This window comes from Streptomyces lavendulae subsp. lavendulae, assembly GCF_002803845.1.
In the GTDB taxonomy this organism is placed as follows: Bacteria; Actinomycetota; Actinomycetes; order Streptomycetales; family Streptomycetaceae; genus Streptomyces; species Streptomyces lavendulae.
The window spans coordinates 7,646,538-7,662,391 of sequence record NZ_CP024985.1; the positions used below are offsets into that span (position 1 = coordinate 7,646,538).

Annotated in this window: 14 protein-coding genes and 2 pseudogenes; 6 read left to right on the forward strand and 10 right to left on the reverse strand. The window is 73.2% G+C overall.

The window, feature by feature from the left end; all coding sequences use genetic code 11:
• Positions 1 to 487: 487 nt before the first annotated feature.
• Positions 488 to 784, forward strand: coding sequence for a hypothetical protein (locus tag SLAV_RS34265; protein ID WP_030235393.1), 297 nt, complete (start codon positions 488 to 490; stop codon positions 782 to 784).
• A 41-nt stretch (positions 785 to 825) separates the two neighbouring features.
• On the opposite strand, the gene SLAV_RS34270 is transcribed toward SLAV_RS34265, so the two are convergent.
• Positions 826 to 1,485: a CBS domain-containing protein gene (locus SLAV_RS34270; RefSeq protein ID WP_030235392.1), complete on the reverse strand. Its 660-nt coding sequence runs from the start codon at positions 1,483 to 1,485 to the stop codon at positions 826 to 828.
• Between the two features lie 314 nt (positions 1,486 to 1,799).
• On the opposite strand from SLAV_RS34270, the gene SLAV_RS34275 reads away from it, so the two are divergent.
• Positions 1,800 to 2,288 carry a CBS domain-containing protein gene (locus SLAV_RS34275; protein ID WP_051841217.1) on the forward strand — a complete coding sequence of 163 codons (489 nt, stop codon included), beginning with the start codon at positions 1,800 to 1,802 and terminating at the stop codon, positions 2,286 to 2,288.
• A gap of 53 nt (positions 2,289 to 2,341) precedes the next feature.
• Here the strand turns inward: SLAV_RS34275 and SLAV_RS34280 are convergent, their stop codons facing one another.
• Positions 2,342 to 3,853, reverse strand: a complete 1,512-nt coding sequence (locus SLAV_RS34280) for a sensor histidine kinase (protein ID WP_051841216.1) — start codon at positions 3,851 to 3,853, stop codon at positions 2,342 to 2,344.
• Positions 3,850 to 4,584 carry a response regulator transcription factor gene (locus tag SLAV_RS34285; protein WP_030235385.1) on the reverse strand — a complete coding sequence of 245 codons (735 nt, stop codon included), beginning with the start codon at positions 4,582 to 4,584 and terminating at the stop codon, positions 3,850 to 3,852. Before SLAV_RS34285 ends, SLAV_RS34280 begins: the two co-directional genes overlap by 4 nt.
• 187 nt (positions 4,585 to 4,771) lie before the next feature.
• On the opposite strand from SLAV_RS34285, the gene SLAV_RS34290 reads away from it, so the two are divergent.
• The 4 genes and pseudogenes from SLAV_RS34290 to SLAV_RS34305 form a co-directional block, all read left to right on the forward strand.
• Entirely contained in the window at positions 4,772 to 6,142 is a 1,371-nt protein-coding gene (locus SLAV_RS34290) for a ferredoxin reductase family protein (RefSeq protein WP_234333764.1), read from the forward strand.
• Between the two features lie 44 nt (positions 6,143 to 6,186).
• Positions 6,187 to 6,624 (forward strand): FMN-binding protein, encoded by a 438-nt coding sequence (locus SLAV_RS34295; protein ID WP_030235379.1) that lies wholly within the window; start codon positions 6,187 to 6,189, stop codon positions 6,622 to 6,624.
• Complete coding sequence (locus tag SLAV_RS34300; protein WP_335341807.1) at positions 6,617 to 7,435, forward strand: FAD:protein FMN transferase; 819 nt, start codon at positions 6,617 to 6,619, stop codon at positions 7,433 to 7,435. Before SLAV_RS34295 ends, SLAV_RS34300 begins: the two co-directional genes overlap by 8 nt.
• Before the next feature lie 277 nt (positions 7,436 to 7,712).
• Positions 7,713 to 8,738 (forward strand): annotated as a pseudogene (locus tag SLAV_RS34305) (PEP/pyruvate-binding domain-containing protein); the annotation flags it as partial.
• 159 nt (positions 8,739 to 8,897) lie between these two features.
• On the opposite strand, the gene SLAV_RS34310 reads toward SLAV_RS34305, so the two are convergent.
• The 7 genes and pseudogenes from SLAV_RS34310 to SLAV_RS34340 form a co-directional block, all read right to left on the reverse strand.
• A complete protein-coding gene (locus SLAV_RS34310) occupies positions 8,898 to 9,728 on the reverse strand; it encodes a CbtA family protein (protein ID WP_030235371.1) in 831 nt (276 codons plus the stop codon).
• 14 nt (positions 9,729 to 9,742) lie between these two features.
• Complete coding sequence (locus SLAV_RS34315; RefSeq protein WP_030235368.1) at positions 9,743 to 9,970, reverse strand: CbtB domain-containing protein; 228 nt, start codon at positions 9,968 to 9,970, stop codon at positions 9,743 to 9,745.
• Positions 9,971 to 10,290: 320 nt separating this feature from the next.
• Entirely contained in the window at positions 10,291 to 11,064 is a 774-nt protein-coding gene (locus SLAV_RS34320; protein WP_030235366.1) for an enoyl-CoA hydratase, read from the reverse strand.
• A complete protein-coding gene (gene mmsB / locus SLAV_RS34325) occupies positions 11,061 to 11,963 on the reverse strand; it encodes a 3-hydroxyisobutyrate dehydrogenase (protein ID WP_030235364.1) in 903 nt (300 codons plus the stop codon). Before mmsB ends, SLAV_RS34320 begins: the two co-directional genes overlap by 4 nt.
• Positions 11,960 to 13,045, reverse strand: coding sequence for an enoyl-CoA hydratase/isomerase family protein (locus tag SLAV_RS34330; RefSeq protein WP_030235362.1), 1,086 nt, complete (start codon positions 13,043 to 13,045; stop codon positions 11,960 to 11,962). The genes mmsB and SLAV_RS34330 overlap by 4 nt, the downstream gene beginning before the upstream one ends.
• Positions 13,042 to 14,187 (reverse strand): acyl-CoA dehydrogenase family protein, encoded by a 1,146-nt coding sequence (locus tag SLAV_RS34335; protein ID WP_078950512.1) that lies wholly within the window; start codon positions 14,185 to 14,187, stop codon positions 13,042 to 13,044. Before SLAV_RS34335 ends, SLAV_RS34330 begins: the two co-directional genes overlap by 4 nt.
• 5 nt (positions 14,188 to 14,192) lie before the next feature.
• Positions 14,193 to 15,694 (reverse strand): annotated as a pseudogene (locus SLAV_RS34340) (CoA-acylating methylmalonate-semialdehyde dehydrogenase).
• Positions 15,695 to 15,854 lie beyond the last annotated feature (160 nt).

Sequence of the window (15,854 nt, forward strand, 5' to 3'; positions counted from 1 at the left end):
CGAGCCGGGCACCCGGACGACGAGGAGTATCAGCGCCGCCTCGCGGTGCAGCGCGGCAATGCCTCAGGCCCGAAGCCCCGGTGAGACGTCCGCCGCGGGCCCGGTTCCGCGGCTCGCCCGCTGGGCGGAGGGTGCCCGCACGTGGACAGCCGACCGGATCGGACGGGGCGTGGTCACCGGCTCCAGACTCCGGGGCAGACGTTCCGTCGCGCCCCGACAGGCCCGAGCGAGCCGGTCGGCAGCTCGGCCGAGCACCACGGGATCCCGCCGGTGGGCCGGAAGGGACCATTCGGCCCTGGAGGGACCCGTCGGCCCGTGGTGTGATGAAGGTGTCGGAAGGAGCCCCGTGAGGATGCGGAGAAGCGGCCCACGGCCGTTCACCGCACGATCAGGATCCGCGAGAAGCGGGTGGGTTCCTTCCGTCCACAGATGCGCACCCGATTTCGTCGTACCCGGAATCCACCCCCCAGCGGTGAGGTGATGTGACATGACATCCGAAACCTGGACCACCACGGCTGTGTTCACGGGACCCGGCGGGGTGCGCACGGATGGAGCCGGGACCCTCACGGGCGAAGTCTCGGTGCGCACCATATGGGAGCCGGAGCAGGCGCGTATCGCCGTCCAGTACGTGGGGGCGTCCGAGTGGTACACGCTGGCCGGCAGTCCGGTGCCCTGTCCGTCCGCCGAGGCCGCCCGCTCGGTCCACCAGAGCGCGGTGGAGGCGGTGCGCACCGGCGGGCCTGACACCTTCGCCACCTGGCCGGTCAGGCCCGCGGCCGCCTGAGGGCGGACGGGCCCGGCCGGGGGAACCGGGCCCGGGCGGGGTCAGCGGCCGGTGGCCGTGTCATCCGTCTCCCAGGCGAGCCGCTCCGTGACGGCCACGACGCCGTCGACGGACCGGCAGAGCCGCTCGACGACGGGGACGAGGCTCCTGAACCGCACCACGCCGTGCAGGGTCACCTTTCCGGCCGCCACGTCGACCGACACGGCGGAGGGATCCAGAGACAGGGTTCGGCCGAGGACGTCCGCAGTGATCTCGTGGCGGATGGCGTCGTCGTCGCGCAGGAAGATCCGCAGCAGGTCACCGCGGGTGACGATGCCCACGAGGACATCGGCGTCGTCGACGACCAGCAGCCGCTTGACCCGCTGGCTCTCCATGAGCCGGGCGGCCTCCGCCACGGTCCAGTCCGGCCGTGCGCAGACGGCCGGCGCCGACATGAGTTCCTCCGCCCTCGTTCCCGAGGCCTTGTCGCTCTCCTGCGGTTCGGGCCGCGGCAGCGAGCGGAACCAGTCGCCCTGGTCGGCGGACTTCGGGAGCAGATCCCCCTCGGAGACCACGCCGAGGGGGTGGCCGGCGGCATCGGTGACGGCCACCGCGGACACCCCGTGCTCGCCGAGCGTGCGCACGATGTCCTTGAACGTGGCGTGCCCGGGGACCGTGACGACTTCGCGGGTCATCAGCTCGCCCACTTCTCTGTGCCTCACCGTATGGTCCTTCCGTCGTCGTTCCGGCCGGGCGCAGTTGTCAGGCCGCCACCCGGGAGTGGAGACGGATCTTCAGCAGGCCGCCGCAGCCGACCCCGCCGACGAGTCTGCCGTCGTCATCGACCACCGGCAACCGCTTGAAGTGACCCTTCGCCATCAGGGGGCCGCGCCGGCGACCCGGCCGGCGGCCGAGAGCACGGGCAGGCATCGGTACGGGGCCGGGTGGTCCCCGCCGTGGACCACCCGGCCCTGCCGCTCCCAAGGGCCCACGGCCTACGGTGATCCTCGGCGGGTTCCCGGAGAGGAGCCGGACGATGAACGTCTGCGCATCGATGTCCGCCCCGGTCGTGACCGCCCGGGCCGGGGCGCCGATCGCCGAGGTGGCGCGGCACATGGAGTTCTACGGCGTGGGCTGCGTCGTGGTGACGGAGGAGGAGACCCTGCTGGGCATCGTCACCGACCGCGACATCGCTGTCCACGCGGTGGCCAGGGGCATCGGCGGGGACGAGCCGGTGCGCACCGTGATGACCGCGCCCGTCGTCACGATCGGCGTGGAGGACGACATCCACGAGGCGTACCGGACCTTCCGCCGGTCGGGGGTGCGGCGACTGCCCGTTGTGGACGGGAGCCGCGTGGTCGGAATACTGACGGTCGACGACATGCTGATGGACGTGTTCCGGCGGGTCGCGGACCTGCTCGGCCCGGTTGCCCGGAGCGTCCTGGAGGAACCGCCAGGGCCGCAGGACGCGACGGCATGTGCAGGCGCCGAGGCAGCGGAGCCGCCCGGTTCCGGCGGGCCCTGACGGCGCGGGCCGAAGGTCCGGCACGGGACCACAGGGAGAGCGGGGTCCTGCGGTCAGTGTCCCGGCGGCCGGACACCGCCGGGCCGGGCCGGGGCACCCCCGCCGCCGGGTGAAGGGAACGGACCCGCGGGCAGGAGCAGTCGGAACCGCGTGCGTCCGGGTCGGCTTTCGACCGTGACCGTGCCGCCGTGCGCGTGGCTCACGGCCTCGACGATGGCGAGTCCGAGGCCGGTGGATCCGGTGGATCCGGTGTGGCGGGAGCGGCCCGTGTCGCCCCGGGAAAAGCGTCGGAAGGCGTCGGGCAGCAGCTCCCGCGGGATGCCGGGGCCGTCGTCGGTGACGGTGAGTTCGGCTCGCCGCCCGTCGGCCGACAGTGCCACCGCGACGTGCGTGCCCGGCGGGGTGTGGAGGCGAGCGTTGGTGAGGAGGTTGGCGACCACCTGGTGCAGCCGGTGGTGGTCTCCCGGGACGACCACGGGGTCCTCCGGCAGGTCCAGCTCCCAGCGGTGCCCGGGGGACAACGCGTGGACGTCGTCGAGCACGTCGAGGACGACGCGGGTCAGGTCGACCGGCTGCCGGTCCAACGGGCGTCCGGCGTCCAGCCGGGCGAGCAGCAGCAGGTCGTCGACCAGGGCGCTCATCCGGTGGGATTCCGCAGCCACCCGGCGGAGGGCGTGGCGTACCTCGTCGGGCACCGGGCCGGGGTGGCGCAGCGCCATCTCGGCATGGGCCCGGACGGTGGCCACGGGGGTGCGCAGCTCATGACTGGCGTCGGCGGCGAAGCCCCGCAACCGCTCTTCGCTGGTGTGCCGTCGGCTCAGTGCGTCGCCGACGTGGCCGATCATGTGGTTCAGGGCGGTGGCGACCCGGCCGACCTCGGTGTCCGGATCGGCGTGCGGAACGGGATCGGGCATCGCGACCTCACCCGTCGCGAGCGGCAGTCGGGTGACCTCGGTGGCGGTGCGGGCGACCTGTTCGAGCGGACGCAGGGAGTACCGTACCCACAGCGCGGCGGCGCATCCGGCCGTGACGAGTGCGGCGCCGAAGACCAGGGACTCCACGGCTTCCAGACGGTGGACGGTCTCCTCGACGGGATGCAGGGGGAGTCCGGTGATCAGGACGTCGCCGTCGTCGCCGGGTGCGGCGACGACCCGGTAGCGGCCGACGGCGGACAGTCGGACCGTGTGCCCCTTGGCATCGGGCCGCACCGAGCCCAGCGTGTGGACGTCGGTGCGACTGAGGGGGACGGACCGCTGGCCGGCGTCGTTCACGACGGCGGCCCGGGTCACCTCGCCGTCCAGCACGCGGGCCCCCAGTGTTCCCGGTGACTGGCCCCGGGTGTCGGGGAGGTTGTCGGCGTCGGGACTGGCCTCGTGTTCCAGGCTGGCCGCGAACCGGCCCCCGCTCGCGGTGAGCTGCTGATCGACCCGGCCGACGAGGAAGCCGTGCAGCGCAAGGGCGGTGATCGTGCCGACGGCCGCGCAGGCCAGGCCCAGGAGCACGATCAGACCGGCCGTCAACCGGGCGGGCAGCGAGCGGGGCGGACGAAGCCGGAAGCCGGTCATCTCCGCTCCGGCTTCAGTACGTAGCCCACTGCGCGGACGGTGTGGATGAGCGGGGGCCGCCCCGCGTCGATCTTCTTGCGGAGGTAGCTGATGTAGAGCTCGACCACGTGCGCGCGTCCACCGAAGTCGTAGGACCACACCCGGTCCAGGATCTGTTCCTTGGAAAGCACCCGACGGGGGTTGCGCATCAGGAACCGCAGCAGCTCGAACTCCGTGCGGGACAGCTCGACGATCTTCCCGCCCCGGGTGACCTCCCGTGCCTCCTCGTCCATGACCAGATCGCCCACCACCAGAAGCGGGTTCTGGTCGCCGCGGGCCATCCCCGCACGCCGCATCAGCCCCCTCAGCCGCGCCAGCACCTCCTCCAGGCTGAACGGCTTGGTGACGTAGTCGTCGCCGCCCGCCGTGATGCCGGCGATGCGGTCCTCCACCGCGTCCCGCGCCGTCAGGAACAGGACGCACACACCGGGGCAGTGCGTGCGCAGCGCACGCAGCAGGGACAGCCCGTCCATGTCGGGGAGCATCCAGTCCAGTACGACGAGGTCGGGCGTGAACCGCGCCGCGCTCGACAGGGCTCCGGCGGCGTCGCCCTCGGTACGGACCTCCCAGCCCTCCGCCCGCAGGGCGGCGCCGAGCACGTCGGTGAGGTCCGGTTCGTCGTCGACGACCAGGACGCGGACGGCGGTGCCGTCGGGCCGCAGGAGGGGGGAAGCGGAGGCGGGAGGGTGCATGGTCCGTCCAGCATCGCCGATCGCGGCGGCCCGCCGTGGGCTTCCCGCCTTTGAGTTTCCTCTGAATCGCATCAGAGGGTGTCTGTTCAAAGGCTCCTCAGAGCAAGTTCCGCCACGGTGTGAACCCGCCCCACCAGCCGCTCCCGTCCACGACGGCGGGCCGGCTGCCGAGAGACATGGAGACGCCGTGGCCGTCCACCCCGCCCTCGACGCGACCCGGACATCCGGCCACGGGGCCGTCGGACCCCCGCTCGCGCCCCGGCTCGTTCCCACGGGCGTGCACGTGCTCGGCTGGGCCGGAGCGGCCGGCGTGCTCGGCCTGTGGTGGGCCAACACCACCTCCGTGGTCGGCGCCGCGGGCTGGTTCACCGGAGCGGGCCGCATCACCGGCCTGCTCGCCGGCTACGTCTGCGCCGTCGTCGTGGTCCTCATGGCCCGGGTCCCCTGGCTGGACCGCACGGTCGGCAGCGACCGCCTGGCACGCTGGCACGCGGCCGGCGGCCGGTACGCGATCTCACTGGTCCTCGCCCACACGCTGCTGATCATCTGGGGATACGCGCTCACCGGTCACGCCGGCCCGGTGGACGAGACCGTCGGCCTGGTCCTGCACTATCCGGAGATGCTCGGGGCCACTGCGGCCTGGTTCCTGTTCCTGCTCACCGCCGTGGTCTCCGCCCGTGCCGCCCGGCGCCGGCTCTCCTACGAGACCTGGCAGTTCCTGCACCTCGCCACGTACGCGGCGATCTACCTCGCGTTCGGCCACCAGCTCGCCGACGGCGCCGACTTCGTCGGCAACCGCACGGCACAGGCCCTCTGGTACGCCATGTACCTGTCGGCTGCCGGCCTCGTCGTCTGGTTCCGGTTCCTCGCCCCCGTGCGGTCGGCACGCCGGCACCGGCTCACCGTCGCGCAGGTGCGCCGCGAAGGGCCCGACGTGGTCTCCGTCCACCTCACCGGCGACCGCCTCGACGAGCTGGCCGCGCTCCCGGGACAGTTCTTCCGCTGGCGCTTCCTGGCCCGGGGCCTGTGGTGGACGGCAAGTCCGTACTCGTTGTCCGCGCCGCCCCACCCCCGGTCCCTGCGCATCACAGTGAAGGCCCTCGGATCCCACAGCGCCGCCCTGACACGCCTCGCTCCCGGTACCCGCGTGTGGGCCGAAGGCCCGTACGGGGCGCTCACCGCCCGGAACACCCGGGCCGACCGCACCCTCCTGCTGGCGGGCGGCATCGGCATCACCCCGCTGCGCGCCCTGTTCGAGACGCTGCCCGGTGACCTGATCCTCATCTACTGGGCACGCACGCCGGCCGACCTGGTGCTGCGCGGGGAGCTGGACGCCATCGCCGCCGCACGCGGTGCCCGGGTGTACTACTCGGTGGACGAGCCCGACGGGCACGCCCTGCCGCTCACCGCACCCTGCCTCACCGCTCTCGTACCGGATCTCGGGCGGCGCGACGTCTACCTGTGCGGGCCGCCCGGCATGACCCGGGCAGCCGGAGCCACCCTGCGCGAGGCGGGCGTCGCTCCCCGCCGGATCCACCAGGAGTCCTTCGCCCTGTGACATCCGCCCCGCCCGTTCCGCCACCCGCCCTCCCTGGAGTCCCCGTGCGCCGCACAGCCCTCACCACCACGGCGACCGTGACCGGCATCGTCGCGCTGCTCGCCCTCAAGCCGCACCACGGCGCCCATCCCGCCGTCTCCGCGCAGCCGGTGCCAGGGACGGATCCGGTGTCCGGTGCGACGGCCGGGCCCGGCGGGGCGGGCCGCACGGGTACCTTCACCGGAGACGTGATCGACACGCGCTACGGACCCGTGCAGATCGCCGTGACGATGAGCGCGGGCAGGCTGACGGCCGTCGAAGTGCTCCAGGTCCCCTCCGGGAACCGGCGCGACCGCGAGATCGCCTCCTACGCGGTTCCCCGCCTCACCGACGAGGCGATCGGTGCCCAGAGCGCGGACATCGACGCGGTGTCCGGTGCCAGCTACACCAGCGAGGGGTACACCCGCTCCCTCCAGAGCGCCCTGGACAAGGCCCGTGCCTGAGCGCCGGCTCCGTGAGGCGGAGCGCCTGCGCCACACCGAACACGTCATGGGCACTGTCTTCTCCTTCGACCTCCGCCACGAGCCCACCCGGGCGACACGGGCCGCGCTGGGGGAGGCGGTCGCCTGGTTGCACCACGTCGACCGGGTCTTCTCCACCTACCGCCCCGACAGCGCCATCAGCCGCATCGGCGACGGATCGATGAACGTGACCGATGCCCCGCCGGAGGTCGAGCGTGTCCTGAGGATGTGCGAGCGGGCCGAGAGCGCCACCCGGGGGTGTTTCTCGGCCCGCGCCGGTCGGCGTCTGGACCCCTCGGGCCTGGTCAAGGGCTGGGCGGTGGAGCAGGCGTACGGCCTCCTCCGCACCGCCGGAGCACCCAACAGCCTCGTCAACGGCGGAGGCGACATCCGCCTCGGCGGCGAGCCGGCCCCGGGGAGCCCCTGGCGCGTCGGCGTCACCGACCCCTGTGGACCCGGCCGGCTGCTCACCACCGTCGAGGGGAGGGACTTCGCGGTGGCCACTTCCGGGGGCGCCGAGCGCGGCCCCCACATCCTCGACCCGCGTACCGGTCGCCCCGCCCACCGCCTTCTCGCCGCCACGGTCACCGGGCCCGACCTGACCTGGGCGGACAGCTGGGCCACGGCCGCTGTGGTCCAGGGCACCGACGCGCACACGTGGATCGCGACCCAGCCGGGGTACGAGCTCCTCACGGTCGACCTCGACGGGCAGGCCCGCCGCAGTGGCGGATTCCCCCTCGCCGCCGCCACCCGCGCCGCTCCGCGCGCTCCCGGAGCGGCCCTCGACGGGTGACGACGCCGTCGGGCACCGCGAACCCGGTGCGGGCGGGCAGCGGCAGCCCGCCGAGGCGACGGTGACCACGGGGCCGGACATGAGGTCCTCCTCGGCCCCGCGAAGTGGACCGGTGCGGTCCGTCGCGCCGGGAGGGCCGAGCGGTCCAGGGCGCCGACCCTCTCGGCCCACCTCCCGAGGAGGGTTCCCCTGCGAAGGTGGGGGAGGGAACGGTCCGGGCCTGTTCGGACGGACGGGCCCCCGCAGGCCCTCGTACCCGAAGGGATGGGCACGTGTGATGGAACGGTACGTGTACGACTTCACCGAAGGCGGCCCCGACATCGCCGGGCTCCTCGGCGACAAGGGGGCCGGCCTGGCGGAGATGACCCGTTTGGGCCTCCCCGTACCGCCTGGTTTCACCGTCACGTCCGAGGCGTGCCGTGTCTTCATGGCGACGGGCGCGCCGCCGGGCGGGCTGGAGGAGCAGATCGCGCACCACCTGGCGGCCCTGGAACGCGCGACGGGCAAGCGGCTCGGGCAGGTGGACGACCCGCTGCTGCTCTCCGTCCGCTCGGGCGCGCTGTCACCCGGGAGGTCGGACACGGTCCTCGACGTGGGCCTGAACGACCTCTCCGTCCTGGGCCTGGGCAAGACGCCCGAGCGTGAGCGCTTCGCCTGGGACTCCTACCGGCGCCTGGTCCACATGTTCGGCAGTACGATCATGGGGGTGGACGGCTCGCTCTTCGAGGACGTCATGGGCCGCCTCGTACGCCGCCGTGCCGTCGCCGACGACAGCCGTCTCGACAACGTCGACCTGATCAGACTCGTCCAGTCGTTCAAAGACCTGATCGTGGAACGGACCGGCGAGGAATTTCCCCAGGATCCGGCCGAGCAGCTGCGCAGGGCGGTCCTGGCCGTCTTCACGGCATCGGACGGGGAACGGGCACGCGGCCCGCGACACCGCGAGCGCGTCCCCGAGCACGTGGGCACGGCGGTCACCGTCCAGACGATGGTGTTCGGCAACCTCGCCCCCGACTCCGGAAGCGGCATCGTCTTCGTCCGCGACCCGGCCACCGGACGACCCGGTGTCCATGGCGACTACCTGCCCAACGCCCAGGGTGAGGACGTCGTGGCAGGAATCCGCACCACCCTGCCGCTGGAACGGCTGGCTGAGCTCGACCCTGCCGCCTATGGGCGACTGCGCGACTGCGTGGACCGTCTGGAAGCCGAGCACGAAGACCTGTACGCCGTCGAGTTCACCATCGAACGCGGCACGTTGTGGATGCTGGAGGCCCGGGTCGGAGACCGGGCCGTGAGCGACGCGCTCTGATCACGGTCGCGTCAGGGGGCCGTGGGTGTACCGATCGCTTGAGCGGCCCGATGACCGGATCCGGCGCGATCGCCGGGCGGGTCCCACGCACAGAGCCCTGCCGCCCCGGACCTCCGGGGCGGCAGGGCTCTGCGGTCGGGCGCGGTACGCCGGTCAGCCGAGGGCCGACGCCGGCTGCGGAGCCGTCGCCTGCGCACCGGCGGGATCGGTGCGCCGGCCCAGGAGCCGCTGGGCGAGGACGCCGAAGACGATCCCGAACACGACCCACATCACGACCTGGACGGTCACCGACGCGACCCGGAACTCCCACAGCAGGGCCGCGGGGAACTCGGGCTTCACGGCGTCGGTGTTGTCCGGGAGGACCAGGAAGGCCAGCGCCGCGGCGACGACGAAGCCGCCGCCCGCCGCCAGCGTCGCGTTCCAGTTGCCCAGACGCGGTGCCAGCCGCCGCCCCAGGATGATCGCGCCGACGCCGAGCAGCACGCTGAGCAGGATCATCAGGAAGAACAGCGTGGTGCGTTGCCCGATCGTGTCGGGATTGCCGACGGCCGGCGGGCTGGCCGGGTACTTCAGGAACGGCACGAAGTACACGGTGGTGAAGGCACCCGCGGCCGTGAGCGCCGCCGTCGCGCGGGGGCTGAACCCGCCGACGCGGCCCAGCACGAAGGAGAACGCGAGGGAGGCGATGCCGCCCAGCGCGACCCCGTAGACCAGCACACCGGTGGCGAGACCGACGGTGGACTGCACGGGCCGGCTGACGAGCTCTTCCTCCTCCCCGGCGGCGGGGGCGGCTTCGGCGCCGCCGTGACCGGCGTGACCGGCCGCGGGGGCGGCTTCCTTGGCGGCCGTGGCCTCTTCGACGGCGATGGAACCCCGGACCGGGGGCTCACCGACCACGTAGGCGACGGCGAAGGCGAACAGACCGGCGATCAGGCCCGCGAGCATGCCGCGGACCAGCAGACCTCTGACAGTGGAGGCGTACATGATGCGTGTGCCTCTCAGTGGCAGGGGAAGCCGAGCAGGTGACGGCCGTCGTGCACCCACTCGTGCACGCCCTCGCCGGAGAACACGGCGGTGGCGCCCTGCTCGGCACCGACGAAGTACAGGGCCACGAGCATCAGGAGGCCGACGAAGAGCGCCCAGGGCAGGACCGCGCGCACGGGCAGCGGAGCCGAAGGCGAGAGGGCGGGGGCGGATACGGCAGCGGAAGCGACGGCCTCGGCCATGGGTGGAACCTCCTCGGGGAACAACGCGTCCCATGTGGTGGTGCGGAACGACGGTCCGAGGGTCTGACTCGCCACGGCCGGCACCCCCGGGGGAGTGCGGACGCAGCACACAGTGGCGCGACCATGCCGGATTCACACCGGGCTTCCGTCTCGCCGTCGTCGCTATGTGCAGATGTCGGCGTGACGCTACAGCCTGCGGCCGGTCCGGCCAAGCGGATGAGTTGCTGATCACAGGGATGCCCGGGGCGCGGGACGGCCCGGCGTCCGGCCCCGGGGTGCGGGGGAGGGCCGGCCCGCCGTCCCCCGCACCCCGGGCGCGCTCAGCCGTGGGTGAAGTGCGGCGGGCGCTTGTCCACGAAGGCGGACATGCCCTCCTTCTGGTCCGCGGTGGCGAACACCGCGTGGAAGAGGCGGCGTTCGAAGCGGACGCCCTCGGCGAGGGTGGTCTCGAAGGCGCGGTTCACGGCCTCCTTGGCCATCATCGCGACCGGCTTGGACATCTCGGCGACGGTCGTGGCCACGGCCAGGGCCTCGTCGAGCAGCTCCGCGGCGGGGACGATCCGGGAGACCAGCCCGGCGCGTTCGGCCTCCTCGGCGCCCATGGTGCGCCCGGTCAGGCACAGTTCCATCGCCTTGGCCTTGCCGACGGCCCGGGTGAGGCGCTGGGAGCCGCCGATGCCGGGGATGACGCCCAGCCTGATCTCGGGCTGCCCGAACTTCGCGGTGTCGGCGGCGAGGAGGATGTCGCAGAGCATGGCCAGTTCGCAGCCTCCGCCCAGGGCGTAGCCGGAGACGGCGGCGAGGGTGGGGGTGCGGACTTCGCCGAGCCGGTCCCAGGCCGTGAACCAGTCGGCGAGGTACATGTCCATGTAGCTCCGCGGGCGCATCTCCTTGATGTCGGCACCCGCGGCGAAGGCCTTGGCGGAGCCGGTGAGGACGATGCAGCCCACGTCCGGGTCCCGGTCCAGTTCCTCCACGGCGGCCACGACCTCCGTCATCACCCGGAGGTTCAGCGCGTTGAGGGCCTCGGGCCGGTCGAGGGTGAGGACGGCGACGCGGCCCTTGCGCTCCAGCAGGATGGTCTCGTAGGTCATGCGGGGGTTCCGTTCTCGGGTCGCAGGGAGCGGACGATGGCCGAGAAGTCCAGGTCGGCCCCGTCTGCCTCGGCGAACGCGGCGTACAGCTCGGCGGCCTTGAGGCCCAGCGGCGCGTCCACTCCGCCGGCGCGCAGGGCATTCGCGGCGAGCCCGAGGTCCTTGGCCATCAGGGGTGCGGCGAAGCCGGGGCGGTAGTCGCGGTTGGCCGGGCTGGTGGGCACCGGGCCGGGGACCGGGCAGTTGACGGTGAGCGCCCAGCACTGGCCGGAGGCGGTGGAGGCGACGTCGTAGAGCGCCTGGTGGTCCAGGCCGAGGCTCTCCGCGAGGACGAAGGCCTCGCTGACCCCGATCATGGAGATCGCGAGGATCATGTTGTTGCAGATCTTCGCGGCCTGCCCGGCGCCCGGCCCGCCGCAGTGCACCGCCTTCTTGCCCATGGCGCCGAGCAGCGGTCCGGCGGCGGCGAACTCCCCCGGCCCGCCGCCCGCCATGAAGGTGAGCGTGGCCGCCTCGGCCCCCACCACCCCGCCGGAGACCGGGGCGTCCAGCGCCCGGTGACCGGCCGCGACGACGGCCTCGTGCGCGGCGCGGGCGTCGGCGACGTCGATGGTGGAGCAGTCGACGAACAGGGTGCCGGACCGGGCGGCGGCCAGGAGGCCCTGTTCCGCGTAGAGGGCCAGGACGTGACGGCCGGCGGGCAGCATGGTGATGACCACGTCCGCCTCCGCGGCGGCCGCGGCCGCGGAAGCGGTGGGCTCCACACCGGCCGCCGCCGCGGCGGCCAGCAGGCCGGGGACGAGGTCGAAGCCGAGGACGCGGTGTCCGGCCCCGACGAGGTTGGCGGCCATCGGGCCGCCCATGTGACCGAGCCCGATGAACGCGACGGTGCTGCTCACCAGACCACCTCCTGGGACGAAGGGGACGCGACGAGCCGGAGCCCGTCCACGCCGAGCGGGGCGAAGTAGCGGTCCACGTCCGCCGGGGTGACGTCCTCCAGCGCGGCCGGGGACCAGTGCGGGTCGCGGTCCTTGTCGATGACCTGGGCGCGGATCCCCTCGACCAGATCGGCGGAGGACAGGGCCGCGCAGGAGACGCGGTACTCCTGCTCCAGCACCCGTTCCAGCGGTCCGAGCCGGCGGGCCCGGCGCAGCGCCGCCAGGGTGACCTTGACGGCGGTGGGCGACTTGGCGGCCAGGGTGTCCGCCGCGGCCTGCGCGGCGGGGACGCCCGAGGCCGACAGCCGCGCGAGGACCTCCTCCGCCGTGCCGGCGGCGTAGCAGGGGTCGATCCACTCCCGCGCGGAGCCGAGGGTGCCCGCGGGCGGCTGCTCCACGTACCGCTCCAGGACCGTGCGCACCGGGTCGGCCGCCAGGTCCCGGACCAGCGCGGGAAGGGAGGCCGAGGGCACGAAGTGGTCGGCCAGCCCGCACAGCAGCGCGTCGGCGGCGCCGACGGGGGTTCCGGTGAGCGCCAGATGGGTGCCCAGTTCCCCGGGGGCCAGCGCGAGGAGGTACGTCCCGCCGACGTCGGGGACGAAACCGATGCCGGTCTCGGGCATGGCCACCCGGGAGCGTTCGGTGACGATGCGGACGCTGCCGTGGGCGGAGACGCCGACGCCGCCGCCCATGACGATGCCGTCCATGAGGGCGACGTAGGGCTTCGGGTAGCGGGCGATCAGCGCGTTCAGGCGGTACTCGTCCCGCCAGAAGTCCGCCGAGGCGGTGCCGCCGGTGCGGGCGTCCTCGTGGATCGCGCGGATGTCACCGCCCGCGCACAGGCCCCGGTCGCCGGCGCCCTCGATGACGACGAGTGCGACGGCGGGGTCATCGGCCCAGGCCGTGAGGGCCTGCTCTATACGGAGCACCATGGGGTGGCTGAGGGCGTTGAGCGCCTTGGGGCGGTTGAGGGTGATGTACGCGGCGTGGCCCTCGGTGCGCAGGAGGACGTGGTCGCGGTCTTCGGGGGCTTCGTGGGTCATCGCAGGGTCTCCGTGAGTCCGCGCGCGACGATGACGCGCATGACCTCGTTGGTGCCTTCCAGGATCTGGTGGACCCGCAGGTCGCGGACGATCTTCTCGATGCCGTACTCGCTGAGGTACCCGTAGCCGCCGTGCAGCTGGAGGGCCGCGTCGGCCACCGCGTACCCGGTGTCGGTGGCGAACCGCTTGGCCATCGCGCACAGGCGGGGGGCGAGCGGATCGCCCGCGTCCAGTGCCTCGGCGGCCTGGCGGACGAGCGCGCGGGCGGCGGCCAGTTCGGTGGCCATGTCGGCCAGGCGGAACTGGAGTGCCTGGGCGTCCAGCAGGCGGGCGCCGAAGGCCTCGCGGGAGGCGAGGTGGGACAGGCTGCGGTCCAGGGCGCTCCGGGCGCCTCCGAGCGAGCAGGCGGCGATGCCCAGGCGGCCGCCGTTGAGGCCGTTCATGGCGATGCGGAACCCGTCGCCCTCGGCGGCCAGGAGCCGGTCGGCGGGGATCCGGACGCCGTCGAGGACGACCTGGCGGGTGGGCTGCGCGTTCCAGCCCATCTTCTGCTCGTTCGGGCCGAACGACACTCCGGGGTCGTCGCGTTCGACGACGAACGCGGAGATCCCGGCCGGGCCGGGCCCGCCCGTCCTGGCCATGACCACGTAGACGCCGGCGGCCCCGGCACCGGAGATGAACTGCTTGACCCCGGTCAGCACGTAGTGGTCGCCGTGGCGCTCCGCGCGGGTGCGCAGGGCGGCCGCGTCGGAGCCGGCCTCCGGTTCGGTGAGGCAGTAGCTGCCCAGGGAGGCGGCGGAGCAGAGGTCCGGCAGCCAGCGTTCGCGCTGGGACCGGTCGCCGTAGCGGTCGATCATCCAGGCGACCATGTTGTGGATGGAGAGGTAGGCGGCGATGGAGGGGCAGCCGGTGGCGAGGGTTTCGAAGACGAGGACGCCGTCGGCGCGGGTCAGGCCCGAACCGCCGTGCTCCTCGCGGACATAGACCCCGCCGAGGCCGAGTCCGGCCGCCCGGCGGATCACGTCGACGGGGAAGTGCTTGGTCCGGTCCCAGGTGACCGCGTGGGGGGCCAGCTGCTCCTGGGCGAAGTCGAGGGTGACCTCGGCCAGGGCGAGCTGGTCCTCGTTGAGGGTGGTGGTCACGGCGTTCACCCCATCGTGGGGATGGTGAAGCTCGCGCCTTCCTTGACCCCGGAGGGCCAGCGCGAGGTGAGACGGTCTTGGTGCGGGTGTAGAAGCGGATCGAGTCCGGGCCGTGCTGGTTGAGGTCGCCGAAGCCGGAGCGCTTCCAGCCGCCGAAGGTGTGGTAGGCGACGGGCACCGGGATGGGGACGTTGACGCCGACCATGCCGGTGTTGACCCGCCGGGTGAACTCGCGGGCGGTGTCCCCGTCCCGGGTGAAGATCGCCACGCCGTTGCCGTACGGGTGCTCGCTCGGCAGGCGCAGCGCCTCCTCGAAGTCGGCGGCGCGGACCACCGACAGGACGGGGCCGAAGACCTCTTCCCGGTACACGCGCATCTGCGGGGAGACGCGGTCGAAGAGGGTGGCTCCGGAGAAGAAACCGTTCTCGTGCCCGGGGAGGGTGAAGTCGCGCCCGTCGACGACGAGTTCGGCCCCTTCGTTGACGCCGATGTCCACGTAGCGGCGGACCCGGTCGAGGGCGTCCCGGCTGACCAGCGGTCCGAAGTCGGCCTCGGGGTCGTCGGACCGGCCGATCCTCAGCGTGCCGATGCGGTCCTTGAGGGCGGCCACCAGGCGGTCCGCCGTCTCCTCGCCCACGGGCACGGCCACGGAGATCGCCATGCAGCGTTCGCCCGCCGAGCCGTAGCCCGCGCCGATCAGGGCGTCGACGGCCTGGTCGAGGTCCGCGTCGGGCATCACGATCATGTGGTTCTTGGCCCCGCCGAAGCACTGGGCGCGCTTGCCGTGCGCGGCCGCCGTGGCGTAGATGTGCGCGGCGACCGGCGTCGAGCCGACGAAGCCGAGCGCCTGGACGCGGGGGTCTTCGAGGAGGGTGTCGACGGCCTCCTTCCCGCCGTTGACGACGTTCAGGACGCCCGGCGGCAGCCCGGCCTCCAGGAACAGCTCCGCGAGACGCAGCGGTACGGACGGATCGCGCTCGGAAGGCTTGAGGACGACGGCGTTTCCGCAGGCCAGAGCCGGTGCGGCCTGCCAGAGCGGAATCATGGCCGGGAAGTTGAACGGGGTGATGCCGGCGACGACGCCGAGGGGGCTGCGCAGGGAGTGCACGTCGACGCCGGTGCCGGCGTTGTCGGTGAACTCGCCCTTGAGGAGGTGCGGGATCCCGGCGGCGAACTCGACGACCTCCAGGCCGCGTTGGAGATCGCCGTGGGCGTCGGCGACGGTCTTGCCGTGCTCGGCCGACAACAGCCGGGCCAGGGAATCCCGTTCGCCTTCGACGAGCTGGAGGAAGCGCATCAGGACGCGGGCGCGCCGCTGGGGGTTCCACTGGCCCCAGTCGGCCTGCGCCTCCTCGGCGTTGGCGATGGCGGCCTCGGTGTCGGCGCGCCCGGCCAGCGGAACGCGGGCCTGGACGGCGCCGGTGTTGGGGTCGTACACGTCGGCGAAGAGCCCGGACGCGCCGGTGGTGTGCTTTCCGCCGATGAAATGGGTGAGTTCACGGACCATGGGTGCCTGCTCTCGTCAGGTGAGATCCGAGGAATGGCAGGGCCGGCCCGCGGACGGGCCCGATGGGGCGCGCCGCGGGGAGGGCCGTGGGACTACGAGCGCGCCAGACCGGTGTGCGCGCGCTCCGCCGGATCACCAGGGTCGTGGGTACAAACCGGTG

What these genes read in the sequence shown, in the direction of transcription:
- SLAV_RS34330 (WP_030235362.1), bottom strand. Translation starts at nt 13,045, where the DNA reads ATGACCCACGAAGCCCCCGAAGACCGCGACCACGTCCTCCTGCGCACC.
- SLAV_RS34315 (WP_030235368.1), bottom strand. Translation starts at nt 9,970, where the DNA reads ATGGCCGAGGCCGTCGCTTCCGCTGCCGTATCCGCCCCCGCCCTCTCG.
- SLAV_RS34280 (WP_051841216.1), bottom strand. Translation starts at nt 3,853, where the DNA reads ATGACCGGCTTCCGGCTTCGTCCGCCCCGCTCGCTGCCCGCCCGGTTG.
- SLAV_RS34310 (WP_030235371.1), bottom strand. Translation starts at nt 9,728, where the DNA reads ATGTACGCCTCCACTGTCAGAGGTCTGCTGGTCCGCGGCATGCTCGCG.
- SLAV_RS34320 (WP_030235366.1), bottom strand. Translation starts at nt 11,064, where the DNA reads ATGACCTACGAGACCATCCTGCTGGAGCGCAAGGGCCGCGTCGCCGTC.
- SLAV_RS34285 (WP_030235385.1), bottom strand. Translation starts at nt 4,584, where the DNA reads ATGCACCCTCCCGCCTCCGCTTCCCCCCTCCTGCGGCCCGACGGCACC.
- SLAV_RS34275 (WP_051841217.1), top strand. Translation starts at nt 1,800, where the DNA reads ATGAACGTCTGCGCATCGATGTCCGCCCCGGTCGTGACCGCCCGGGCC.
- SLAV_RS34265 (WP_030235393.1), top strand. Translation starts at nt 488, where the DNA reads ATGACATCCGAAACCTGGACCACCACGGCTGTGTTCACGGGACCCGGC.